This is a genomic window from Paraburkholderia terricola (genome assembly GCF_900142195.1).
Taxonomy (GTDB): Bacteria; Pseudomonadota; Gammaproteobacteria; order Burkholderiales; family Burkholderiaceae; genus Paraburkholderia; species Paraburkholderia terricola.
Genome location: NZ_FRAB01000018.1, coordinates 66,440 through 89,679 on the forward strand (window position 1 = coordinate 66,440; position 23,240 = coordinate 89,679).

A 23,240-nucleotide genomic window follows, 5' to 3' on the forward strand; every position below is an offset into this window, starting at 1 on the left:
CGTTCGCTGTTGCTACCCGCATCAGACGTGCCTGCGCTTGCCCGCAAGCTGACGCGCGCGAACTTCCGGTCTGCGCAGTCCCGATCAGGCGCGCTTCTCGCTGTACTCGTCGAGCGGCACGGGTTCCTTGAGCGGATCGAAATCGGCCCAGCGTCCTTGCTGCCAGCGCCCGCTTGCCCGCTCGATCGCCGCGCCCCCCGCTTCGCGCAAGACGCGCGCGGCGTCGAGCTGATTGTCGGGCGAAACATGCACGGCGACGAGCACGCCCGAATCGCGCAACTCATGGTGGACGGGTGGAAAGCCGTTTTTCTCGCCGTCGAGGGCGGTGCGCGCCATCGCGCCCATCAATGATCCGACGTAGGCACCGACGCCGGCCGCGATCAGCGAGACGATAAACGGCGCGGAAAACGCCGCGAAAATGCCGACGCCCACCACCGCGCCGACCACGGCGCCAATGGTGACGCCCAGACCCGCGCCCTTGGGCGCCCCCTTCGCGCCCGGATCGGTGGCGCTATCGCCGCCGATCGGATAGCGCGCGTGCTGGCCGCGCGGATTGACGAAAAACAGGGTGACGTCTTCTTCGACGAACCCTGCGTTGAAGAGCTTTTGCGCCGCTTCCTCGGCGGCGGGGAAAGTCGTGAAGCGCGCTGCGACGATGAGTGACATGAGGCCTCCTTGCATCGTTAATGGCGTCTGCGGACCATGCCGCCGCGCTGTGTCGCTCCGCCCAGCGCGCGGCCGGCATGCACCGGGGCTACCCCGCGGTGCCGCAATCCGGGTCCATGCCTTCCACCCTGAACAGTCCGCTATGCAACACTACGCTTTCGCCGCCGTTCTGGTCGAGCGCTTCCGCGCAGACCGAACGGATGCGATGGCGGCCGCGCTCGAAGGCGGCCATCAGCGCGCCTTCCAGCAAGGACTCGGCGCCGAAATGATCTTCCAGCGCCTCAGCGGTGATCTCGCACACAACCGGCTCGCCTTCGACACGCGCGGTGAAGCGCACCCTCAGATTCGCTCCGTCGAAGGTCGGTTCGTCGTCGGGAAAGGTGATCTGCATAAGGGAATCCTCATAGGCCGGCCGCGGCAGGATTGCGCTCATGGCGAACCCTTCATGGCGCCGGCGAGTTGCTGCGCCATCGCAAGATGATGCTTGATGGTGGGCAGCGCGTGCTGCGCCGCGGCCTTCAATTGCGCGTCGGTGCCGCTGCGGCCTTCCTGCTCGAAGAGGTCGACCGCTCTCTGATGCGCTTCCAGTCCGATCTGCTCGACGTAGGCCTGATCGAACTCCTTGCCCTTGAGCGTCTGCAGTTTACCGACCAGCGCGGAGTCGGCGGCCGGCGCCGCGGGGAGCCGCTTCTTCGCGGCGAGCACCGCCATGCTGCGCGAGAGTCTCATGTGCTCGTCGATCATCTGCTGCGCGAATTGCTTCACCTTCGGATCGCTTGAATTCTTCAGCGCCATCTTGCTGGCGGCGATTTCGGTGGCGTCGGCCTGGCCGGCGTTCTGCATGAACTGCTGATCCGCCGGCGAAAGCACGGTGCCGCCGGCCGGCGCTTCACTGGCCGGGGCGTCGCTCGCCTGCGCATGCGCGGTGCCGATCGATGCCACGGCCAGGCCCAGCGCCACGGTCATCACTTGTAGGGAATACTTGGGTTTCATGCATTTTCTCCCTGTTCGACGGAGCCGGCGCGCAAGCTCGATGGTCGACGGGGCGCGGCATGGCAACCGGCGCGCGCCTCGCGCATCGCAGCTCGCCTAGGCAGCGTGCCGCTTCGCCAATTGCGCGATCAGCGTCTTGTTGAAAGCGGGAATGTCGTCGGGTTTGCGGCTGCTGATCAGATTGCCGTCCTCCACGACCTCCTTGTCCACCCACGTGCCGCCGGCGTTGCGAATATCGTCCTGCAGGCTCGGCCAGCTCGTCACCGTGCGTCCCTTGATGATCCCCGCCGAGACCGGCAACCACGTGCCGTGGCAGATCACCGCGATGGGCTTCTTCGCGCTATCGGCGGCCTTCACGAAAGCCTGCGCCTGCGGCAGCGAACGGATCGCGTCGCCGTTGACCACGCCGCCTGGCAGCACCACGGCGTCGTAGTCGTCCGCGCTCGCCTTGTCGAACGTGGCATCCACCTCCACGGTGTCGCCTTTGTCGACGTGCCTGAATCCCTGGATCTTGCCGGGCTTCGCGGAAATGACGTGCACCGTCGCGCCCGCCTCGGCGAGCGCGCGTTTCGGCTCGATCAACTCGGCCTGTTCGAAACCGTCCACGGCGAGTACCGCTACCTTGTAACCATTCAACGTGTTTGCCATGCATGCTCTCCTTCGTTAGTGCGGGACCAGGCGTAGCGCGCGGCGTGGTCCCCTGCTTGCTGCTGGATCAGCAAAAGATGTGCCTATTGTCGACGTGCTAGCTCCACGCGTTCGACCGCAGCGCCTCGGCGTCGGGCCGCGCTTGCCGGCGCGGCGCGGCTCGACGCGGCGCTCGCGTTGCCGCTGGTCGCAACACGCGGGAACCGCTCGTTCTTGTCGACGGCTAGACACCGCTCGGATCTTCGTCGAGGCCGTCGTCGTCGGTAAGCTGCGGGTCGGCCGGGCCGATGATGCGGTCGGGCTCGATGTCGCGGTCGGCCTCCAGCGTGGAGTCACCGTCGGCGGCCGCCCGCTCGCCGGTGCCGGCGCGGTCGGTGTCGCTGCCGAGTTCGGCCTCGCCGGTCTCGAGCGCATGGTTGTCCAGCTCGGTGTCGACATCGAATTCATGACGCTTGGCGCCGGCGATATCGCTGCCGCTGTCGGACGAATCGCTCGGGCCGAGTTCGCCCGTCGTGCCCGCGGTGGGCTTGACGACGTTTTGCGGCTCTTCATCGGGATTCAGCGTGCTGCTCATGACGATCTCCTTGGTCTGTTGATGACGCGTAGCAAAGGTTCGCAAGGACCGTTCCGCCCGCTCGTGCCACGGCGCGCGAAACGGGCGGCAGGCATCGACCTTGCTCTAGCCATTCACCGGCGCACAGCGCGCCTCACGCTTGAAACTTCTACCCGCGACCATGGCCGCCACCATCAAGCCGTTGCAACGACCCCCCGAGCGCGAACGCGCCGCCGACAGCGCGCGGCAAGCGACGGCGGCCGCCATGCCGCCGGGCTTGCGGCACGCGGACGACAGCCGGCCCGGCTATACGCGCCAGCGTGAAAAGGACGGCTTCGCGTATTTCGACGTCGACGGCCAACGCATCGAGGACGAAGACGAAATCCAACGCATCAATGCGCTCGCGATTCCACCGGCTTACGAGAACGTGTGGATTTGTCCCGACCCGCGCGGCCATCTCCAGGCGACCGGGCGCGACGCACGCGGACGCAAGCAGTATCGCTATCACCCGCGCTGGCGCGAGACGCGCGATGCCGACAAATACGAGCGCCTGGCCGAGTTCGGCCGCGCGTTGCCGCGCATCCGCGCGCGCGTCGCACGCGATCTGAAACGCCCCGGCATGCCGAGCGACAAGGTCATCGCCGCGATCGTGCAGTTGCTCGACACGACGCTGATTCGCATCGGCAGCGTGGAGTACGCGCGCGAGAACCAGTCGTACGGTTTGACGACGCTGCGTAAAAAGCACGTGAAGATCGAGGCAGGCCACTTGCGCTTCAAGTTTCGCGGCAAGAGCGGCATCGAACACGAGGTCACGGTGAACAATCCGCGCGTCAAGCGCATCGTTCGGCGCTGCGCCGAACTGCCCGGACACGACCTGTTCCAGTATCTCGACGAGGACGGCACGCGCCGCACGGTAGGCTCGACCGATATCAACGACTATCTGCGCCGCGCGAGCGGCGCGGACTTCACCGCGAAGGACTATCGAACGTGGGCCGGCAGCGTCTACGCGATGGCCGCGCTGCGACGGCTGGTATGCAGCAGCGCGGCGGAAGCGCGCCGCCACCTCGTCGCCACCGTCAAGGACGTCGCGGACTTGCTGCGCAACACGCCGTCCGTATGCCGGCGCTGCTACATTCACCCGGCCGTGATCAGCGCGTTCGAAGCCGACGAATTGCGCTGCTTGCCGGAGGGCAAGACGCGCCGGGGATTGAAAGTGGATGAAGCGGCGTTCGCCGCATTGCTCGCGCGGGCGGAGAAGCGCGCGGCGAAACGGGCGCGTCAGTCGGGCGCGAAAGGCCGCAAGGCGCGCGAGGCGGAAGTGGCCGACAGCGTCAACGGTTCGCTCACCGCGTTGCTGAAGAAGTCGCGCGTGGCGCGCAAGCGTAAAGACGCCGGCGCTTCACCCGGCGCGAAAGCGCATCAAGCCTCTTCTTCGAACGCGGCCATCACGAGCCACACGTCGCGCTCGCCATCGTGAATCTCGGCGGCTAGCGCGTAAGGATCGCGCGGCCCGCATACGCGTTCGAGCGCCTCGTGCGCGACTTCGCCGTTATCGAACACGCGTTCCGACAACGGCCGCACTTCCTGTTTCCCCTCGAACATCCGCTGGTTCCTGCGATATATGAGCGTCTCGGACTTCCAGTTGCGAAAGCATTCGCGCACGTGACTGAAATCGCCACCGCAGATATTCATCTGGTAATGAATTCGTTGGACCATGATCGTTCTCCCCGATGCCGCCCTGCATGCGCGTTCTCTTCATGACTTCATGACGAAAGTCACACTGCATGCATCGCTCGCATCGATACAGCCGGAGCAATACCGGTTGTTGCCACTTGCCTCCATGCGCGAATGAACCTTGTGTACCGCCACCGCGGCGGCTCGCACTGTGTGTCCAGCATTCAGCAAGGGGTATGCCTCGCACGAACGCGGCGGCGGCGCGAATGGCTTTGGCATGCGGCGTGCGTGATCTTCGTCGCCACGTTCCTCAGGGAGAAAACAATGCAAGCCAAGCCGACACCCGACGACGCAGCCAACGCACCGGCATCGGAAAACGATCACGGCCAACCCGCCCCGCCGACCGACGATCGCGATCTGCCCGAACTGCCGGACCCCGCCGAAGTGGGAGAAGACGGCTGAACGTTTCACCGCAATGAACCACGCAATGAAGCCTTGCGGTAGCGGTGCAATCATCAGTTCAGTCCGTCCATTCCGACGAAATAATTGCAAACGCGTCAGCATGCTTTACGCGTTCGCCCTGCCTGGATTTCAGACGTTCTCATACGCGGCGCAACTCACTTTCGTCATGGGCGGCCGTGGGACAAGCCGCCTGGAAGGAACGCGCGTTGCTGGGTCCCGCATACATCATCAACCCTTAGAGGAGGCTCATCATGGTCCATCAAACACAGACGCAAGGCGGCGCAGGGCAAAGCCAGGGCGCGCGTATCGTCGGCAAGGGCGCCGCGACCGCGGAAGGTCCGGGCCCCGACGTGATGGCGGCGGATACCCTCGACGACAACACCGTGCTCAGCAGCGACGGCGAGGACATCGGCAACATCAAGGACATCATGCTCGACGTGCGCTCGGGCCGCATCGCCTACGCGGTGATGTCGAGCGGCGGTTTCCTCGGCATCGGCGACAAGCTGCTGGCGATTCCCTGGAGCGCGTTGACGCTCGACACGGACCAGAAATGCTTCGTGCTCAACATGACGGCTGAACGCGTGAAGACCGCACCGGGCTTCGACAAGGATCACTGGCCCTCGATGGCGGATCAGAGCTGGGCCACGAGCGTGCACCAGTACTACGGCACCGAACCTTATTGGGGCCGCGACCGGTTCACGCGACGCGACGACGTGGGCGTCGGCGACATTCCTCCCGGAGCGTCGGATGCGCCGGAGGCCGGCGGGGTGAAGCTGTAACCCGCACGCCAATCGCGGACGGGTGCGACGAAAGTCGAGTTTCGGCACCCGTCCGCTTTTCATGCGCCGGCTCGCCGCCTGGGCGGCAGCCGGCGCATTTCACTTCGCCTTAGCGAATCGCCGCATCGGCGATCGACGGTAGACGAGCGCGAAGCCAGCCTGACAAGGAGGCGAAATCATGGCCACCCGGAAAGCCACCGGCAAATCGAAACGCCCGGTTGCGCGCGGCAAGTCAGGACGACCGCCACGCCAACGCCATGCGCATGCGCACGCGGCGCATCGCGCCAAAACAGCCAACGGAGGCGGCGCGAAGAGTCCGCGCAAGTGGTCGCATCACGTGATGGAAACCAGCGACGCGATGGACCTCGAACACAATATTTTCAAAACCGGCAATGCCCAGGAGATTGCGCAATCGCTCAAGCAGTCGTCGACGAAAAGCCGCCGTCGCAAGGGCACGCCGTTCCAGTCGGCGATGTCGATGCTGAACTTCTATATCAATCGCGCGGGCAGGAATTTGCCCAAGACGCGCCGCAGTACCTTGCAACAGGCGAAGCGCAAGTTGCGCGAGGCGTTCGGACGCGCGCCTTGATGCGGCTTGATGCGGCTTGATGCGGCTTGATGCGGTTTAATGCGCAGCGAGTGCGACGCGTGTCCTGAAGAATGCCCCGACGCGCGCTGGCGCGGCGCGTTTTCCGCGCGCGTCTTTCAATCGGCCAGGCATGCGTCATCCGCACGCCGGCTCTCACCGGATCCTCATGCACGAAACGTTGTGGTTTCTCATCGTCGGCGCGGTGCTCGTCTTCATGGGCGTGGCGGCGACGACACTGCGGCGCCTGCCCGTCAGCGCCGCCATGTTCTACCTCGCGATCGGCTACGCGCTCGCATCGCCCGGCCTCGGCCTGTTGCACCTCGATATGGTGGCCGACGCGCATCTGCTGCGCACGATCACCGAAGTCGCGCTGCTGGTGTCGCTGTTCGCCATCGGCCTGCGCTTGCGCCTGGGCGTGCTGGAAAAACTCTGGACCGTGCCGCTGCGCCTCGGCTTCCTCGCGATGCTCGCCACCATTCCGCTGCTGACGCTCTTCGGCGTGTACGTCCTGCAACTCGGTTGGGGCCCCTCGCTGCTGCTCGCGGCGATCCTCGCGCCGACCGATCCCGTGCTCGCACACGACGTGCAGGTGCGCGACCCCGGCGATCACGACCTGCTGCGTTTCGCGCTCTCCGGCGAAGGCGGCCTCAACGACGGCATCGCGCTGCCCTTCGCGCTGCTCGGCCTCGCTCTATGCGCGGCGCCAGGCGCCGATGCGTCCGAGGTGCTGAACCTCGAACTCGCGGGCCGCATCGCATGGGGCGTGGCGGGCGCGATCGCGATCGGCGCCCTGCTCGGCTGGGCCACGACGCACGCGGTCGCCTGGCTGCGCACGCGCCATGCGCAGGCGCTCGGTCTCGAAGGCTTTTTCGCGCTCGGTCTGATCGAGCTTTCGTTCGGTACGGCACAACTCGCGCATACCTATGGCTTTCTGGCCGTGTTCGCGGCAGGCGTCGCGATGCGCCGCGTCGAGCATCGCGCGAGCGGCGCGGTCTCGCCTCGCCGGGCGATCGGCACTGTGGATTCCGAGGACGTCGACGCAACCGCGGCCAACCCGAGCAAGGCGCACGCGTATATGGCGGAGTCGGTGCTCGGCTTCACGATCGAACTCGAACGCATCGCCGAAGTCGCGGTCATGGCGATGGTCGGCAACGTGCTCGCCACGCTGCAAGCGCCGCTCGTCACGTGGCGGACGGTGGCGCTCGGCGCCGCGCTGTTTCTGCTCGTGCGGCCGGTAGCGGTGGAGCTGTCGCTGATCGGATCGAGCGCGACGCCCGCGCAGCGGCGTTTGATGAGCTGGTTCGGCATACGCGGCATCGGCTCGTTCTACTACCTCGCGTATGCGCTCGAACACGGCGCGGCGGCGGACGTCGTTCCGCTGGCGCCGCTCACGTTGTCGGTGGTCGCCGCTTCGGTGGTGATTCACGGCGTCTCCGCCACGCCGCTGATGAACTGGTATCACCGGCTGCGCAGCGGGGACGGTTAGGGGGACAGTGAGCGGCGACAGTGAGCGGGCGCGCAGTCACTAGAATACGGAACCTTCCCGCTGCGATCACGCGTCCCGACCCATCCGATGAGCTCAACCGACAAGCCCACACGCGGCGCGCGCGCGTCCGAGGCCAACTCGCTGTTTGCGTTTCTGAAGTCGCTGCCGCTCAACGAGCGGCTGACCGAAGGCTGCGTGATGGCCGTGCAAGCCGTTGCGGGCGCCAGTCTCGCCTTCGCGATCGGCCGCGCGCTGCACACCGAACAGGCTTTCTGGGCCGCGATCACCGCGATCGCGGTCAGCCAGCATAGTTATATCGACACCCGCAAGCTGTCGCGCGATCAGTTCATCGGCGCGATGGCGGGCGGTGTATGCGGGCTGCTCGGCGCCGCGCTGGGCGGCGGTCATTTCGCGGCCTATGCGGCCACCGTGGCGGTGGCGATCGTGATTTGCTGGGTCGTCAACGTGGGCAGCGCGGCGCGTCTGGGCGGCATCACCGCGACCATCATGCTGCTGGTGCCGGGCATCGGTCCCGCGTGGGACATCGCGCTGCTGCGCCTCGGCGAAGTGACGCTCGGCACCGTCTGCGCGCTGCTGGTGGCCTGGCTGATGTCGTCGATCGAGCAGCGCTGGTTCGGCGGAACGGGCAAGCAAACTGAGCCCTGATTACGCTTGCGCCGGTGCGCTCTCGGCAAAGCCCGCAAAACCTGCGAGACTCGGTTCTGGATCTCGCACTACGCCGTTTTTTCGCGGCTCTCTGGATATGGCACGTCGCGCCCCCAACTACGCAGGCATGACTTCGGCTTCGACCTCCGCCGCCGCCTTGCGCGCGGCTTCCGCGGGACCCGCGACCGCGGGCCCTGCCCAGGCTGACGCGGTGGATTCCCCCATCAGCGCCGCCACGGCCCGCGCGCTCGACGACTTCCATCCCGCGGTCGCCGGCTGGTTTCTGAACACGTTCCCCGGCCCCACCGACGCGCAGGCCGCCGCCTGGCCGCAGATTCGCCGAGGCCGCTCGACGCTGGTCGCCGCGCCGACCGGTTCCGGCAAGACCCTCACCGCGTTCCTCTCGGCGCTCGACGATCTCGTCCATCAGGGTCTCGCCAACGGCGGCGCGTTGCCGGACGAAACGCTGGTGGTCTACGTGTCGCCGCTCAAGGCGCTCTCGAACGACATTCGCCTCAATCTGCAAATGCCGTTGCAAGGCATCGCCGCGGAACTCGACGCGCGCGGCCTGCCGCCGCTGGACATCCGCACCGCCGTGCGCACCGGCGACACCACGCAGCAGGAACGCAGCGCGCTCAGAAAGCGCGCGCCGCATATTCTCGTCACCACGCCCGAATCGCTCTACGTGCTGCTCGGTTCGGACTCGGGCCGCCGCATGCTGTCGACGGTGCGCACCGTGATCGTCGATGAAATTCATGCGCTGGCCGGCAGCAAGCGCGGCAGCCATCTCGCGCTCAGTCTCGAACGGCTCGACGCGCTGTGCGCGCGGCGCCTGCCGCGCATCGGCCTGTCGGCCACGCAAAAACCCGTGAGCGCGGTGGCGCGCTTTCTGGTGGGCGGCGCGAGCATCGACAGCGGGCTGCCCGCCGACTGCGCGATCGTCGACGTGGGCCATATTCGCGCGCGCGACCTCGCGCTGGACATTCCCCCGGTGCCGCTCGAAGCGGTCATGCCGAACGAAGTCTGGGAGCGCGTCTACGACCGCCTCGCCGAACTCGTCGCGATGCACCGCACCACGCTGATTTTCGTCAACACGCGCCGCATGGCCGAGCGCGCCGCGCGTCATCTGACCGAGCGGCTCGGCAAGGAAGCGGTGGCCGCGCATCACGGAAGCCTCGCCAGGGAACATCGTTTCGATGCCGAGCAGCGCCTGAAACGCGGCGAGTTGCGCGTGCTGATCGCCACGGCTTCGCTGGAACTCGGCATCGATATCGGCGACGTCGATCTGGTCTGCCAGATGGGTTCGCCGCGCGCGATCGCGCCGTTCCTGCAACGCGTCGGTCGGTCGGGGCATCACGTGGGCGGCATGCCGAAGGGGCGGCTTTTTCCGGTTTCGCGCGACGATCTGATCGAATGCGCGGCGCTGCTCGATTGCGTGCGGCGCGGCGAACTCGACGCGCTGCGGATTCCGCGCGCGCCGCTCGACGTGCTCGCGCAACAGATCGTCGCGGAAGTGTCGAGCGCCGAGTGGAACGAGGATGCGCTGTTCGAGATGATGCGGCGCGCCGCGCCCTACGCGGAGCTGGAGCGCGAGCAATACGACGCGGTGCTGCGCATGCTCGTCGAAGGCTATACGAGCCGCAACGGCCCGCGCGGCGCGTACATCCATCGCGACGTCGTGAGCGGCACCTTGCGCGGCCGGCGCGGCGGCAAGCTGGTCGCGGTGACCTCGGGCGGCACGATTCCCGAGAACGCCGACTATGCGGTCGTGCTCGAACCGCAGGCGATCAATATCGGCACCGTCAACGAGGATTTCGCGGTCGAAAGTCTTGCCGGCGACGTGTTTCAACTCGGCAATGCGTCATACCGGATTCTGCGGATCGAGAGCGGCCGCGTGCGAGTCGAGGACGCGCAGGGCCAGCCGCCGAACATTCCGTTCTGGCTGGGCGAGGCGCCGGGGCGCAGCGATGAACTCTCGCTCGGCGTGGCGCGCTTGCGCGAGCAGATCGGGCGCTGGCTCGATGGAGAGGAGGAGCCCGCGACGGTTTCGCACGGCGAGCCGTCGTCGACGCGCCGGAACGCGAAGCGGCCGGCGTTGTCGGCGACGGCGAAAACGCGCGCAAAGGCGGCCTCGGCTGTTGTCGAAACGCGGGATGGGGGATCGGCGGAATCGGCATCGTCGGCGGCAATCGCCGCCGACGCGCCGCCCGCCGCAACTGCCGCAATTGCCGCAACCGACCCAACGATGACCGCCCGCATCGAACGCGCGATCGACTGGCTCGTCGATTCGCTCGGCCTCGACGAAGCCGCCGCGCGCCAGATCGTCGACTATCTCGCGCGGGCGCGCGCCGCGCTCGGCGTGCTGCCGACGCAAGACACGCTCGTCATGGAGCGCTTCTTCGACGAATCCGGCGGCACGCAGCTCGTGATCCACTCCCCGTTCGGCAGCCGCGTGAACCGCGCGTGGGGTCTCGCGCTGAGGAAGCGGTTTTGCCGCAACTTCAACTTCGAATTGCAAGCCGCCGCGACCGAAGACGCGATCGTGCTCTCGCTCACCGGCAGCCATTCGTTCGTGCTCGACGAAGTGTGGCGCTATCTGCATTCGAACAGCGCCGAGCATCTGCTGATCCAGGCGCTGCTCGACGCGCCGCTGTTCGGCGTGCGCTGGCGCTGGAACGCGACCATCGCGCTCGGCTTGCCGCGTTACACCGGCGGCCGCAAAACCGCGCCGCAATTGCAGCGCATGCGCAGCGAGGACCTGCTCGCGAGCGTGTTCCCCGAGCAGGCCGCGTGTCTGGAGAACATCGTCGGCGAGCGCGAACTGCCGCGTCATCCGCTGGTGGATCAGACCGTCGACGACTGTCTGCACGACGCCATGGACAGCGAACACTGGATCGCGCTGCTGCGCCGTATCGAACAGGGCGACGTGCGGCTCGTCGCCCGCGATCTGCCGGCGCCCTCGCCGCTGGCCGCCGAAATCCTCACCGCCAAGCCGTACGCCTATCTCGACGACGCGCCGATCGAGGAGCGCCGCACGCAAGCCGTGCTGAACCGCCGCTGGACCGATCCCGCCAGTGCCGACGACCTCGGCGCGCTCGACGCCGCCGCGATCGACAGCGTGCGCGACGAAGCCTGGCCGCAGGCGCGCAACGCCGACGAGATGCACGAAGCGCTGACGGGCCTCGCCTGCATCACCGAGGCCGAAGCGCATCGCAACGAAGGGTGGCCGGCTTGGCTCGCGTCGCTGGCCGAATCCGGCCGCGCCACGCGCCTGAACATCGCCGGCACGCACACGACGCTATGGCTGAGCGCCGAGCGCCTGACCTGCTTCGAAGCGCTCTATCCCGACGCCGCGTTCGCGCCGCCGCTCACCGCGCCGAAGGGCTACGCCGACGCATGGAACGCCGACGACGCCCTGCTCGACGTGTTACGCGCGCGGCTCACCGGCTTCGGCCCGCTGCCGGTGAACACCATCGCGCAGGCGCTGGGGTTGCCCGCGGCATCGGTCGAACGGACCTTGACGCGTCTCGAAGCGGAAGGCTACGTGATGCGCGGCCGCTTCACGCCCCGGGCGACGGAAGAAGAATGGTGCGAGCGTCACCTGCTCGCGCGGATTCACCGCTACACCGTCAAACGCTTGCGGCGCGAGATCGAACCGGTGGAACGGCACGACTTCATGCGCTTCCTGTTCGAATGGCAGCACTTGACGCCGGACACGCGCAGCGAGGGACGCGACGCGCTCGCCGCGGTGCTCGAACAACTGGAAGGCTTCCAGGCCGCGGCGGGCGCATGGGAAGAAGACATCCTGCCCGCGCGCGTGAAGGCCTACTCCAGTACTTCGCTTGACGAACTATGCCGCGCCGGCAAGATCGTCTGGACCCGGCTCACCGAGCGCGCGCGCAGCGCCGCCGGACCCGTGCGCGGCACGCCGATCGTGCTGCTGCCGCGAGCGCACATCCGCGTGTGGAGCGCGCTGATCGACCCGTCGAGGCAACCGGAGTTATCGGCGCGCGCGCAAAGCGTGTACGACGCGCTGTCGCAACACGGCGCGATGTTCTTCGACGAACTGCTGAGTGAAGTTCGCGTCCTGCGTATGGAACTGGAAAACGCGCTGGGCGAACTCGTGGCCGCCGGCCTCGCGAATTCCGACAGTTTCGCGGGCTTGCGCGCGTTGCTGAAGCCGGTCGCCAAACGCAACGCTTTTTCCGGCAGCCGGCGCGCGCGCGCGAGCGCGCTCATCGGCGGCATGGACGACGCGGGACGCTGGGCGCTGCTCAGGCGCGGCAGCGCCGCCGCCGCGTCTGCGGAAAGCACGCCGGAGCGGCGCCGGCAGTTGCCGCCGGAAGTACTCGAACACGTCGCGATGACGTTGCTGCGCCGCTATGGCGTGGTGTTCTGGCGCCTGCTCGAACGCGAGGCGGAATGGCTGCCGCCGTGGCGCGATCTGCTGCGCGTTTTTCAACGGCTCGAAGCGCGCGGCGTGATTCGCGGCGGGCGCTTCGTGAACGGCCTCGCCGGCGAGCAATTCGCGCTGCCCGAGGCGATTCCCTTGCTGCGCGAGGTGCGGCGGCACGCGAACGACGGTGCGTTTGTCTGTGTCGCCGCGACCGATCCGCTGAATCTCACGGGAACGCTGCTGGTGGGCGAACGGGTGCCGGCGGTTACGGGAAATCGTATTTTGTATCGCGACGGTGTCGTTATCGGCACGCTCGTCGGCGGGGTTTTCTGGTTCGAAGCTTCGGTCGAGGCGCTTCCGGCGGAGCGCGAACGGGCGCGCGGGTGGCTGGCGCGCAGGTTTTAGGGTTTTTCCCGCGACGCCACGACGATTGCACCGGAATCGTGCCGTGAAGTGAGCCAAAGCGCGCCAAAGCGCGCGGCCGCGCAATCGTCAAATCTTTATAAGCCTGAATGCTGCCGCTTCGCTACAATGAGACCAGTCTCAATTAAGTATGATGAAGAGACTGTTTGCCGCCAACCGGCCTTGATCAACGGCCGCCGGCATACACCGCCCGGGGATTCTCATGAACGACGACCAACACGACCAGGTGCTATTCGCCCAGTTCGGTACGAGCAGTCCTTGCTGGCGTCTGTCGAGCGACAGCAACGCACTGGAACTCGCGCCGGTCACCGGGGACGTGCCCGCCCATGTCGCCATTCCGCTGAATCCCCAGCAGGCTTCGCAAGTCCGCTGCCTCACCGGCGTCACTTCCCACCTCGTGCTCGACGTGCGTCTGTTCGGCGAGCCGCTGCGTCTGCATCTCGTCGGCAAGAAGCTCAATGGCAACACCTGGGCGGGCACGGCGTCGGCTTACGACGACACCGAATCGGTCGCGCGCGATCTGGTGCACGGTCTTTCGTTCGCCGAACAGGTCGTTTCCGAAGTCAATTCCGTCGTGGTGATCGTCGACCGGCATGGGCGCATTCAGCGCTTTAACCGGCTCGCCGAGGAACTCACCGGCGTGAAGGAAGAGAACATCGTCGGCCGCAACGTGTGGGCGCTTTTCATGTCCACCGAAGACGGCGCGGCGTCGAGCCAGAACATCGCCGGCTTTTTCAATCGCGGCGTGTCCTACGAAGTGGAGCGGCGCGTCAAGACGGTGCGCGGCGAGCGGCTCTTTCTGTTTCGCAACAAGTTCGTTCACAGCGGCAGCGGCGTGGACGAACAATTCCTGATCTGCTCGGGCACCGACATCACCGACGAACGGCTCGCCCAGGAACGGCTCATCGAACTGGCGAATACGGATTCGCTCACCGGCCTCGCCAACCGCAATGCGATCCAGGACAAGATCCGCGCCGCCATCGAGCAAGCGGCCCCCGGCGAGGCGGTCGGCGTGCTGTTTCTCGATCTCGACAACTTCAAGCGCGTCAACGATCACTACGGCCACGTGTTCGGCGACCAGTTGATCCGCGACGTGTCGGCGGCCATCAAGACCTGCCTGAACGAGGGCGACGCGCTCGCGCGCCTGGGCGGCGACGAGTTCATCGTGCTCGCCGCCAAGGGCACCGCGAACCTGCTCGAAGTCACCGCGCAGCGCATTCTCGAACGCCTGCGCACCGCGTTCAGTCTCGGACTCGTCGAGGTCTACACAGGCTGCTCGATCGGCATCGCGCGCTATCCGGAACACGGCGAGAGCCTCGAATCGTTGATTCGCGCGGCGGACACCGCCATGTACGTCGCCAAGGACGAAGGCAAGCGCACCTACCGCGTGTTTTCGCCGGTCATGAACCGCAAGGTGGCGGAGTACATGTGGCTCGACACCAATCTGCGGCGCGGCATCGAGGAAGGTCAACTGTCGCTGCACTACCAGCCCAAGCTGTCGCTCACCACCGGCGCGGTGCAGGGCGCCGAGGCGCTGGTGCGCTGGAATTCGCCGGAGCGCGGGCAGATCATGCCGGCCGAATTCATCCGTTACGCGGAAGAATCCGGTTTGATCGGCGTGCTGGGCCGCTGGGTCATGGAAACGGCCGCGAAACAGGCGGCCAAATGGAAAGCCGCCGGCTACAACCTGCGCATCGCGATCAACGTGTCGGCGCGGCAACTGGTCGATACGGCGGTGGTGCGGCATTTCAGCGAGGCGCTGCAGCACGCGAACCTCGACCCCTGCCTGATCGACCTGGAACTCACCGAGAGTTGCCTGATCGAGGACGAAGCGGCGGCCATCGATCTGATCACGCAGTTCCGGCAAATCGGCGCCCAGGTTCATCTGGACGACTTCGGCACCGGTTATTCCTCGCTGTCGCAACTGGGCCGCATTCCGCTCGACGTGATCAAGCTCGACCGCAGCTTCGTGCGCTCGATCAACGCCGACACCAAGGCGCAAGCGCTCGTGCGTTCGATGGTGGCCGTCGCGCAGGAACTGGATTTCAAGGTGGTCGCCGAAGGCATCGAGACGGAATCCGAGGAAACGTTCATGAAGGGCCTGGGCGTGGATTACGTGCAGGGCTTCCTGTATGGGCAGGCCATGCCCGCCGCCGAATTCGAGCGCTGGTTGCAGGACAGGCAGAAGCTCAGGCTGATCGCCTGAGCTTCCGCGCCGCGCCCCCTTGCGCGGCCCGCTGTCGCTACGACCGAACGCCGCTCACGCGAAACTGGCGGTGCTGGCCGTCTGCCGCAGATTCGCGCTGCGGCGGTTTTGCAGCATCACCAGCCGCTCCATGAAGGCGAGATCCTTCTCTTCGATCGTGAACGCGGCGTCCACCCAGTCCTCGGTAATTTCCATCAGTTCCGCGCGCGACAGTTGCAGCACGCGCTGACGTGCGCGCAGCATCGCGCGGATGCCGTTCATCTTCGGCTTGAGCGTATCGATGAACGTGCGCGTCGCCATATAAGCGTCGCCCGGCTCGAATAGCTGATCGACCAGCCCCTTGCCGAAGTGCCATTCCGCCGTATGCGATTCGCCCACGCCGATCAGCTCCTCCGCGAGCCGCATGCCGGCCTTGCGCGCCACCAGCGAATAGCCGCCCATGCCGGGGAACAGGTTGAAGGCGATTTCGGGAAAGCCCATGCGCGCGTCGTTCTGCGCGAGCAGGAAATGATGGGCGAGCGCCGCCTCGAATCCGCCGCCGAGCGCGGTGCCCTCCACCATCGCGATCGAGATCGCGCCGGTGTCGAAGCCGCGCGCCGCCGCGTGGACGCAATCCACGCAAGCCCGCGCGTACGAGAGCAGCGCCTGGCGCTTGCCGGAGCGGATTGTGTCGGCGAAGAAATCGAGGTCGCCGCCGACGTTGAACATGGTGGGAATCAGCGAGCCGGTAACCCAGAAGTCGATCGGCAAGCCCGAGTCTCGTGCTGCCTGCGCGAGTCCCAGAATATCGTGCACCAGATCGAGGTTGAAACAGGGGCGCGGCTGCGCCCGCAACATCATCCACATCACGTTACGGCCTTCTTCGTAATAAGCGGAGATTTGCGACAGATTGCCGGCTTCGAGGAACGGGCGGCAGGCGTGGTGGTTATGCAGATTCATTTTGAACGGTCCTTTAAAGTTAAAACAACGGCATTGCCATGCGAGCCTAAATCAGACCGGAATCGATTGGGAGCGGGGTAACCAACAGATGATTGCAAGCAGTGCCGCAAGCCGCGTCAGGCGGGGCTCTCAGGGCAGGCGGCAGGCTGGGGAAGCAATACGGGACGCAAACGCTTGCGCACCGGAGATGAGCGAAATTAGACGGTCAATAGGCGCATGACCGCAATCGGATTATTGAACGCGCGTAAGCGGAATTTGTTGCCGATTCGAAAGAAAACGAAATACGCGCGGTTTAGGTAATGCAATCGAAAATAAAGCTTGTGGGGTTTAACTTTTATTTGTGGTCCAACAGACGGACTATTCGACCCCGATAAGCGGACGCGGGCGCTCCGCCGCGCCCGCGCTTGCCCCAGGCGGCGTTACCGCAAGCGCGCGGACCAGCCCTCGGCGTCCTGCTCGCTCATGCCGACGGTCAGCGCCGCCGCGCGAATCTGCGCCCACGTCGCGGGGTCCACCGGAATGCCTTCGGCCTCGCGTTGGGCGCGCATGATGCGCTCCGGTTCGCCCGGCTCGTAGAGACGATCGACGCCGGTCGCGAGCGGCGAAGCCTTCACCCAGTCGATGAATGCATCGGCCTCGGCTTGCGCATCGGGTGCGTCGAACGCGGCGGGATCGATGATCACCGACAGCATGCAGTTGATAATCGCGTTGGTCGTGCCGAGCGTTTCCGTGTGCGTGGTGAAGCCGCCCGAGACCGCGCCGCCGAAAATCTCGCACATCGCCGCGAGCCCGAATCCCTTGTGGCCGCCGAATGGCGTGAGCGAACCGAACGGCGCCTCGTGCATGACCTTGGGTTCGAGCGTCGGCCGGCCTTCGTGATCGATCAGCGCGCCGGGCGGCACCGCTTTGCCCTGGTTATAGGCGACCCGCGTCTTGCCGTACGCCACCGTGCTGGTCGCGAAGTCGAGCACGAGCGGCGGCTTGCCGGGCCGCGGATACGCCGCGCAAAACGGATTGGTGCCGATGCGGCGATCCGCGCCGCCGAACGGCGCGACGAGCGGATCGCCCGCCACGTTGACGAAGTGGAACGACACCAGCCCGGCGCGCGCGCATTGCTCGGCCCAGTGGCCGATGCGCCCGATGTGATGCGCGCCGCGCAAGCCGACCGCGCAGATGCCGAGGCGCCGTGCACGCGCGATGCCCTGCTCCATGGCCTCGAACGCCACCACCTGGCCGAAGCCCTTGCCGCCTTCGACCGTCAGCACGGCGCCCACGTCCTTCACCACCTCGGCATGCCGGTTCAGTTGCAGTTGCGCGTCGGCGAGCGACGCCACGTAACGCGGGATCATGCCCACGCCATGCGAGTCGTGGCCGGTCAGGTTCGCCGCCACCAGATGATCCGCGACCAGTTCCGCCTCGCGCGGCGCACTGCCCGCCCGCGCCCAGATCGCCTTCACGTAGGCGTGCAATTGATCGGCCGGAATCCGGGGCGTGGCAAGTCGGGCAGTCTGGTTTTCGTTCATTCAGATCGATGGCGTGAGTGGCAGGATCGAAACAAGGATCAAAGCGCGGATCGACAGGAACCCGCACGAGCGCTCAAGGCGCGGCGGCGATCACTTCGGCCACCGCGGCCGTGAGCTTCTTGCCGTACGGCACGTGCAAAAACTCGTTGGGCCCATGCGCGTTCGACTTCGGCCCGAGCACGCCGCACACCATGAACTGCGATTTCGGGAAGCCCGCCTTCAGCACGTTCATCAACGGAATCGTGCCGCCCTGACCCATATAGGCGACGTCCGCGCCGTAGTGTTCGCGCGACGCGTCATTCAACGCCGTGGCGAGCCACGGCGCGAGATCCGGCGCGCTCCAGCCGCTCGCCGCACCCGCGTCCGGTTTGAACGTCACCCGGGCGTTGTACGGCGGATCGAATTCGAGCAGCGCCTTCAACTCGGCGACGGCCTTGTCCGCTTCGATCAGCGGCGGCAGCCGCAGCGACAGCTTGAACGCCGTGCGCGGACGCAGCACGTTGCCCGCGTCCGCGAGCGCGGGCAAGCCGGCCGCACCGGTCACGGAGAGCGACGGACGCCACGTCGAATTGAGCAAGGCTTCTTGCGGATCGGTGGTGGTGGGCAGCACCTGGCGGCCGTCCTGGCCGCAGGCCCACGGCAGTTTTTTCCAGACGTCGTCGCCGAGAATCCGCGCGGTGGCTTCCGCTTCACGCAGACGGTCTGCCGGGATCGGGCAGTGAAAACCCTTCGGCAGCAGCGTGCCGTTGGCGGCATCCTCCAGCCGGTCGAACAGTTGCCGCATGACGCGGAAGCTCGACGGCGCGATGCCGCCGTAACCGCCCGAGTGAATGCCTTCGTCGAGCACCTGAACCTCGAGGTCGCCGGCGACGAGGCCGCGCAGCGAGGTGGTGAGCCACAGTTGATCGTAGTTACCCGCGCCCGAATCGAGACACACGACGAGCCCGACCTTGCCGAGCCGTTCGCGCAGCACGTCGACGTAGGGCAGCAGATCGTAGCTGCCGGACTCCTCGCAGGTTTCGATCAGGCCGACGCAGCGCGGCCGCTCGACGCCTTGCGCGTCCAGCGCGGCGAGCGCGGTGAGGCTCGCGTAGATCGCGTAGCCGTCGTCGGCGCCGCCGCGGCCGTACAGCTTGTCGTTTTCGAGCTTGGGGGTCCACGGGCCGAGGTCGTTGCGCCAGCCGTCGAATTCAGGCTGCTTGTCGAGGTGGCCGTACAGCACGATGGTTTCCTCGCTGCCCGAACGCGTCGCGGCGGTCTCGAAGAAAATCACCGGCGTGCGGCCCGGCAGGCGGATCACTTCGAGCTTCAGGCCCTTCACCGGCTGCTGTTCGGCCCATTGCGCCGCGTCGGTGACCACGCGCTCCAGATAGCCGTGCTCGACCCACTTTGGGTCGAACGCCGGGCTCTTGGCCGGCACCGCGATGTAGTCCGTCAGCGCGGGCACGATCTCGTCGTTCCATTTGCGGTCGACGAATTCGCGTAGCGTGTCGGGGTTGATGCGCTGGGTCTGCTGGGTCGTATCGTCGGAGATCATGGTGGCGGTCCGTTGCGGTTCGTTTCGATGAAACGCCCATGATAGTCCCGATGCCAGGCAGGCTGCAGTCCCGCTGACTGAATGCCCGCGCCTGCCGCATGGCGAGCCGCGCCCTGGGGTTCGCATGAAGCTGCGTGAGTCGCGCAATCGCGCGACAATCAACGCATAGCTCGCCTATTGGGAGCCGGTTTCATGGACGGCAATCTATTGGTTCAGGCCATCGCGGCGGCGCTCGTTCTCGCGCTGTATTTTCTGCCGGCGATTCTGGCCGACCGGCGCAAGCGTCATGACGTGCTCACGCTCGCGCTCTTCAATGCGTGCCTCGGCTGGACGGGTTTCGGCTGGCTGCTCGCGCTCTACTGGTCGTTGCAACCCAACCCGCCGAAGAATCTCGCCGGACAGATCGTGGAGACGCGAAAGATCGTGCGGATGCGCGCGTTTTCATCGGCGCTTCTAATGCGCGTGCAACGACGCGCGACGGCGCGAGAGCGCTCGGAGAAGTAGATCAGAAGGAAGTAATCGGGCGCGCCGATCGGCCGATCGCGCGCCAGGCGAAAGCCGGAAAATATCCGGCCGATCAGGCGGCCCGGCCTACCCGGTTCCACATGACCGAGGCGGCGGGGATCGAGCGCGGCTCAGTGCGTACGCTCGCGGGCGAGAACATCTCGCGGCGCAGTTCGCCCTGTTCGTCGAACCACTCGCACATCAGCCATTCGCCGGGATTGAGCGCCACCGCACCCGCATAGGTGACCGTCATGCGCGGGCCGCCTTCCTTCAGCGTGACAACGTCGCCCACGTTAAAGCGTGCGGCTGCTGGAATCTGGAGTGCGTCAATGGTGGCGGTTGGCATATTTCAATCCCCTGGGAAACCGTCGAGCGGTATTAAGTCATTGCGCTGGGCTTTTCGACATTAAAGGTTGCTGATGGAAACTCTAAAATGTTTGCCAAGATTAACAATCGAATTTAATCACCGCAAGTGCTTTTTAATCACATCGTTTTCATCGGCAGTACAAGGAGTATCGCATGCGAAGGCTCGTCGGATGAAACGGGGAAAACCCTTCAATGCGCCACTGGGCGCGCTCTGTGCGGCACCGCACGGTCGCAGGATTTACTGCGGCCGTATGACGCCGCGAGTAAAAAATGCGATGCGTGTTTCGTCACATCAAAAGCATGATCGATCCGCGCCACGGGTTTATTCCCGTTCGCGGCGCAAAGCGCAATTACCTGTGAACGCCCCGATCACCGGTAAATGCGCCGTGGATAAATGCACTTTGTTTAAGACGCGTGATTATCCCGCACTGCACCGTTGAAAACGATTACGCATTCGGTATTTTTAAGCCGGGCGTGCGGCGCGGCGCAGTACAAATTGCGGATGAGCACCAGCAGCACGCTTGAACCGATGCCACGCCAGCATGAGCAACGCATTGATCGCGAGGCTGAGCTGGAACGCATGCGCGTAGGCATCCGCCGTCGCGCGGCCGTCGATCGCGCCGAAGAACGCGCCGCTGATCGCCGCGGTGCCGAACGCGGGCACGCAATGCCTCGTCGCCGGGTTGCATCTCCAGCGTGGTATTGGTAATGAAGCAACTGCGCTTGCCGGTCAGCGCGCACGCGAGCCGCGCGTAATGCAGCAAGGCGTTGCGTAGCGCCTCTTCCGGCGCGGTCGGCGGGTCGGGGCGCTCGGTGAGGCGCGCCACCCAGCCTTCGGCGTAGTGATCGAGCGCGGCCAGCGATGCGTCACTCACTGCAACACCGGTATCAGACGCCTCGATATCGGCCCAAATAATCGTCCGCGTAAGCCTCAGTCCGGCATCCCATCATGGTCCCCGAGGGGTCTGGTGGGCCAGTCCATCCAGCGGTCCGCGCGAGTCAGTTCGTGCGCCTCATTGAGCGGGTAGCGAATACGGTTGTCGTCGCGCGGACGTTCGCCGATCACCATCAGCCTGACTTCGTCCTTCGTATTGTTGATGAAGGTGTGGCAGATTCCAGTGCCTGCCGGAAACGCGACGGAATCGCCTTCGGCAATGCGGTGAAGCACGCCGTCGATCCACACATCGGGCTTGCCTTCGAGCACGTACACGAACTCCTGCTCGGTGCTTTCGGCGTGCGGATAGGAGGTCCGCCGTCCGGGCAGAAGCCTGACATGATGAATGCCGATACGCGTAATGCCGAGTGCGGCGGAAAGCGGCGCGTCCAGCGCCATTGGCTCGGTATCGCCGCGATAGGAGTGTGGATCCGGTTCTTCGAGTTCGGTCCAGTGTTTGATGAAATCGGGTCGGCTCATCGGTTGATCTCCTTCAGGACGAACGTCGATGATAGCGGCTCCCGGAAAGGACAAAATTAGTTCGCGGCGCGCGGCATTTTGAATGTGGGCAGCAACCGTGGCGAACGGCCATTTTGGCCGACTAGCGACAACGAAATGCGGTTAGCGTTTATCGATTCCACGCGACTATCAAGTGGGCGACTACCAAGTGGATCGTATATGCACAAAAGAAGTTCGACGCAACGCCGAAATCGCCAATTGCGCTGCAAAGCAATATTAAGCGTTCCATTATAGAGATCCAGTTTGTCACGGGCCTTTTCGCACACTGTGCGGTGTATTCGTGACACTTTGTGTTTCAGTGATTGGGAGTACGGTTATCGATGCGATCCTTGTCAGGTTCTCGTGCCGATCCGGAAACATTTGGCACCCGGTTTCACACCCTTTCTTAAAGCGTTCCGCTTTTGGCTCGTAAGTTGCTTATGCTTGGCCCCGAAAAGCGCCCTTCAGGCACCAGCTGGGTCTTGTCCGATGTCGCGACAGGAAATTTGCATATTCACTAATGACATGGAGCGAGTCCATGGACGCACCCGAAATTGACGGAGCACGTGACCATGGCGTACAGCAGCGCACAGCGGACAACTGGGCTGCCGACTTGTACAGTATCGTTATGCCGCAGCAATACGACTGGAACATACTCCAGCAAATGCGCGAGCAATTTATGCGATTTGGGTATATTCGGTTATTCGAATTTATCTCGCCTGCTGGGTTGAAGCTGATAAAGAACGAGCTTGATGAACTTGCTCAACTCGCGATACGCAAGAGTTTTGAAATGCCAGGCTATGCGACGCCGCGAAGTCTCTCGGCGCTCGGCGGATCGATTATCAAGGCTCATTCACCGTTTCTCTATAGCCTTTATCACCATTACGCATTGCGCAACTGCGTGGAAAATATCGTCGGCCGCACGGTCTATTCGTGCACGCATCCCGAAGAATTCATGGTCGCGAATTTTCTCCATCAACGCGGTGATACGCACGGCTGGCATCTGGACGACCCGCCCTATGCGCTCGTGATATTTGCCGAACTGCCTGGTGAAAATGGCGGCGGCGAGCTCGAGGTCGTGCCGAACTGGACCGACCTGTGCCGTCGCAAGCATCGCAGGCAGGACGAAGCGATCGGCGACCTTGTCGCGTGGGCGGAGGAAAACGGTCTCGTTGACCGCCATCGCCATCAGGCCGGCGACGCCTATCTGCTGCGCGCCGACATGAATCTGCATCGCGTCGCACCGCTCGTGCGCGCCGGCGAGCGGCGAGCCGTCGTCAACCTTGCGTTTCAATGCACCGCCGTCATGGAATACGGCTCGACAGCTGACATGCTGTATGGCACGGAGAGCGATCATGCAGCGCGCTCGTGACGATGACGGAGCCACCGGCCACATCC

Annotated in this window: 23 protein-coding genes and 1 pseudogene; 11 read left to right on the top strand and 13 right to left on the bottom strand. The window is 65.2% G+C overall.

Features of this window, described 5'->3' with window-relative positions; translation table 11 throughout:
* Positions 1–84 precede the first annotated feature (84 nt).
* The 5 genes from BUE39_RS17415 to BUE39_RS35165 form a co-directional block, all read right to left on the bottom strand.
* Positions 85–666 carry a hypothetical protein gene (locus BUE39_RS17415; protein WP_073429963.1) on the bottom strand — a complete coding sequence of 194 codons (582 nt, stop codon included), beginning with the start codon at positions 664–666 and terminating at the stop codon, positions 85–87.
* 88 nt (positions 667–754) lie between these two features.
* Positions 755–1,099: a DUF1488 family protein gene (locus tag BUE39_RS17420; RefSeq protein WP_073429964.1), complete on the bottom strand. Its 345-nt coding sequence runs from the start codon at positions 1,097–1,099 to the stop codon at positions 755–757.
* Positions 1,096–1,659: a DUF4142 domain-containing protein gene (locus BUE39_RS17425; RefSeq protein ID WP_073429965.1), complete on the bottom strand. Its 564-nt coding sequence runs from the start codon at positions 1,657–1,659 to the stop codon at positions 1,096–1,098. Before BUE39_RS17425 ends, BUE39_RS17420 begins: the two co-directional genes overlap by 4 nt.
* A 96-nt stretch (positions 1,660–1,755) precedes the next feature.
* The gene (locus BUE39_RS17430) at positions 1,756–2,307 is read right to left on the bottom strand and encodes a type 1 glutamine amidotransferase domain-containing protein (RefSeq protein ID WP_073429966.1); all 552 of its coding nucleotides are present in this window, start codon (positions 2,305–2,307) and stop codon (positions 1,756–1,758) included.
* 223 nt (positions 2,308–2,530) lie between these two features.
* Positions 2,531–2,881 (bottom strand): chemotaxis protein, encoded by a 351-nt coding sequence (locus BUE39_RS35165; protein ID WP_073429967.1) that lies wholly within the window; start codon positions 2,879–2,881, stop codon positions 2,531–2,533.
* A gap of 160 nt (positions 2,882–3,041) precedes the next feature.
* Here BUE39_RS35165 and BUE39_RS17440 point away from each other — a divergent pair, with 160 nt between their 5' ends.
* Entirely contained in the window at positions 3,042–4,337 is a 1,296-nt protein-coding gene (locus tag BUE39_RS17440) for a DNA topoisomerase IB (RefSeq protein ID WP_073429968.1), read from the top strand.
* Here the strand turns inward: BUE39_RS17440 and BUE39_RS17445 are convergent.
* On the bottom strand, positions 4,280–4,576 hold the full coding sequence (locus tag BUE39_RS17445; RefSeq protein WP_073429969.1) for a hypothetical protein: 297 nt from the start codon (positions 4,574–4,576) through the stop codon (positions 4,280–4,282). The genes BUE39_RS17440 and BUE39_RS17445 overlap by 58 nt on opposite strands.
* Here BUE39_RS17445 and BUE39_RS34885 point away from each other — a divergent pair.
* The 8 genes from BUE39_RS34885 (at position 4,575) to pdeR (ending at position 15,541) form a co-directional block, all read left to right on the top strand.
* Positions 4,575–4,712 carry a hypothetical protein gene (locus BUE39_RS34885; protein WP_159442574.1) on the top strand — a complete coding sequence of 46 codons (138 nt, stop codon included), beginning with the start codon at positions 4,575–4,577 and terminating at the stop codon, positions 4,710–4,712. The two genes, BUE39_RS17445 and BUE39_RS34885, sit on opposite strands and share 2 nt — an antisense overlap.
* A 146-nt stretch (positions 4,713–4,858) precedes the next feature.
* A complete protein-coding gene (locus BUE39_RS35170; RefSeq protein WP_167363305.1) occupies positions 4,859–4,996 on the top strand; it encodes a hypothetical protein in 138 nt (45 codons plus the stop codon).
* Between the two features lie 251 nt (positions 4,997–5,247).
* Positions 5,248–5,775 carry a PRC-barrel domain-containing protein gene (locus BUE39_RS17455; RefSeq protein ID WP_073429971.1) on the top strand — a complete coding sequence of 176 codons (528 nt, stop codon included), beginning with the start codon at positions 5,248–5,250 and terminating at the stop codon, positions 5,773–5,775.
* A 178-nt stretch (positions 5,776–5,953) separates the two neighbouring features.
* On the top strand, positions 5,954–6,364 hold the full coding sequence (locus tag BUE39_RS17460; RefSeq protein ID WP_073429972.1) for a DUF3175 domain-containing protein: 411 nt from the start codon (positions 5,954–5,956) through the stop codon (positions 6,362–6,364).
* Positions 6,365–6,530: 166 nt separating this feature from the next.
* The gene (locus BUE39_RS17465) at positions 6,531–7,850 is read left to right on the top strand and encodes a cation:proton antiporter (protein WP_073429973.1); all 1,320 of its coding nucleotides are present in this window, start codon (positions 6,531–6,533) and stop codon (positions 7,848–7,850) included.
* Positions 7,851–7,937: 87 nt separating this feature from the next.
* On the top strand, positions 7,938–8,516 hold the full coding sequence (locus BUE39_RS17470; RefSeq protein ID WP_073429974.1) for an FUSC family protein: 579 nt from the start codon (positions 7,938–7,940) through the stop codon (positions 8,514–8,516).
* A gap of 97 nt (positions 8,517–8,613) precedes the next feature.
* A complete protein-coding gene (locus BUE39_RS17475; RefSeq protein WP_412534864.1) occupies positions 8,614–13,317 on the top strand; it encodes a DEAD/DEAH box helicase in 4,704 nt (1,567 codons plus the stop codon).
* A 220-nt stretch (positions 13,318–13,537) separates the two neighbouring features.
* Entirely contained in the window at positions 13,538–15,541 is a 2,004-nt protein-coding gene (pdeR, locus tag BUE39_RS17480) for a cyclic di-GMP phosphodiesterase (protein WP_073429976.1), read from the top strand.
* Positions 15,542–15,595: 54 nt separating this feature from the next.
* On the opposite strand, the gene BUE39_RS17485 is transcribed toward pdeR, so the two are convergent.
* The 3 genes from BUE39_RS17485 to BUE39_RS17495 all read right to left on the bottom strand — a co-directional run bounded on the left by BUE39_RS17485 (position 15,596) and on the right by BUE39_RS17495 (position 19,540).
* Positions 15,596–16,480: a crotonase/enoyl-CoA hydratase family protein gene (locus tag BUE39_RS17485; protein ID WP_073429977.1), complete on the bottom strand. Its 885-nt coding sequence runs from the start codon at positions 16,478–16,480 to the stop codon at positions 15,596–15,598.
* A gap of 419 nt (positions 16,481–16,899) precedes the next feature.
* A complete protein-coding gene (locus BUE39_RS17490) occupies positions 16,900–18,003 on the bottom strand; it encodes a malate/lactate/ureidoglycolate dehydrogenase (RefSeq protein ID WP_073429978.1) in 1,104 nt (367 codons plus the stop codon).
* A gap of 73 nt (positions 18,004–18,076) precedes the next feature.
* On the bottom strand, positions 18,077–19,540 hold the full coding sequence (locus tag BUE39_RS17495; RefSeq protein WP_073429979.1) for a M20 family metallopeptidase: 1,464 nt from the start codon (positions 19,538–19,540) through the stop codon (positions 18,077–18,079).
* A gap of 192 nt (positions 19,541–19,732) precedes the next feature.
* On the opposite strand from BUE39_RS17495, the gene BUE39_RS17500 reads away from it, so the two are divergent.
* On the top strand, positions 19,733–20,044 hold the full coding sequence (locus BUE39_RS17500) for a superinfection immunity protein (RefSeq protein WP_073429980.1): 312 nt from the start codon (positions 19,733–19,735) through the stop codon (positions 20,042–20,044).
* Between the two features lie 73 nt (positions 20,045–20,117).
* Here BUE39_RS17500 and BUE39_RS17505 read toward each other — a convergent pair whose 3' ends face one another.
* The 4 genes and pseudogenes from BUE39_RS17505 to BUE39_RS17520 all read right to left on the bottom strand — a co-directional run bounded on the left by BUE39_RS17505 (position 20,118) and on the right by BUE39_RS17520 (position 21,824).
* On the bottom strand, positions 20,118–20,390 hold the full coding sequence (locus BUE39_RS17505; protein WP_073429981.1) for a YodC family protein: 273 nt from the start codon (positions 20,388–20,390) through the stop codon (positions 20,118–20,120).
* 483 nt (positions 20,391–20,873) lie between these two features.
* Positions 20,874–21,074: a hypothetical protein gene (locus BUE39_RS17510; RefSeq protein ID WP_073429982.1), complete on the bottom strand. Its 201-nt coding sequence runs from the start codon at positions 21,072–21,074 to the stop codon at positions 20,874–20,876.
* Positions 21,064–21,270 (bottom strand): annotated as a pseudogene (locus tag BUE39_RS35525) (TetR/AcrR family transcriptional regulator); the annotation flags it as partial. The pseudogene BUE39_RS35525 and the gene BUE39_RS17510, both read right to left, overlap by 11 nt.
* A 71-nt stretch (positions 21,271–21,341) precedes the next feature.
* The gene (locus BUE39_RS17520; protein ID WP_073429983.1) at positions 21,342–21,824 is read right to left on the bottom strand and encodes a cupin domain-containing protein; all 483 of its coding nucleotides are present in this window, start codon (positions 21,822–21,824) and stop codon (positions 21,342–21,344) included.
* Between the two features lie 556 nt (positions 21,825–22,380).
* On the opposite strand from BUE39_RS17520, the gene BUE39_RS17525 reads away from it, so the two are divergent.
* Positions 22,381–23,214, top strand: a complete 834-nt coding sequence (locus tag BUE39_RS17525) for a HalD/BesD family halogenase (RefSeq protein WP_143031984.1) — start codon at positions 22,381–22,383, stop codon at positions 23,212–23,214.
* Positions 23,215–23,240: the final 26 nt, after the last annotated feature.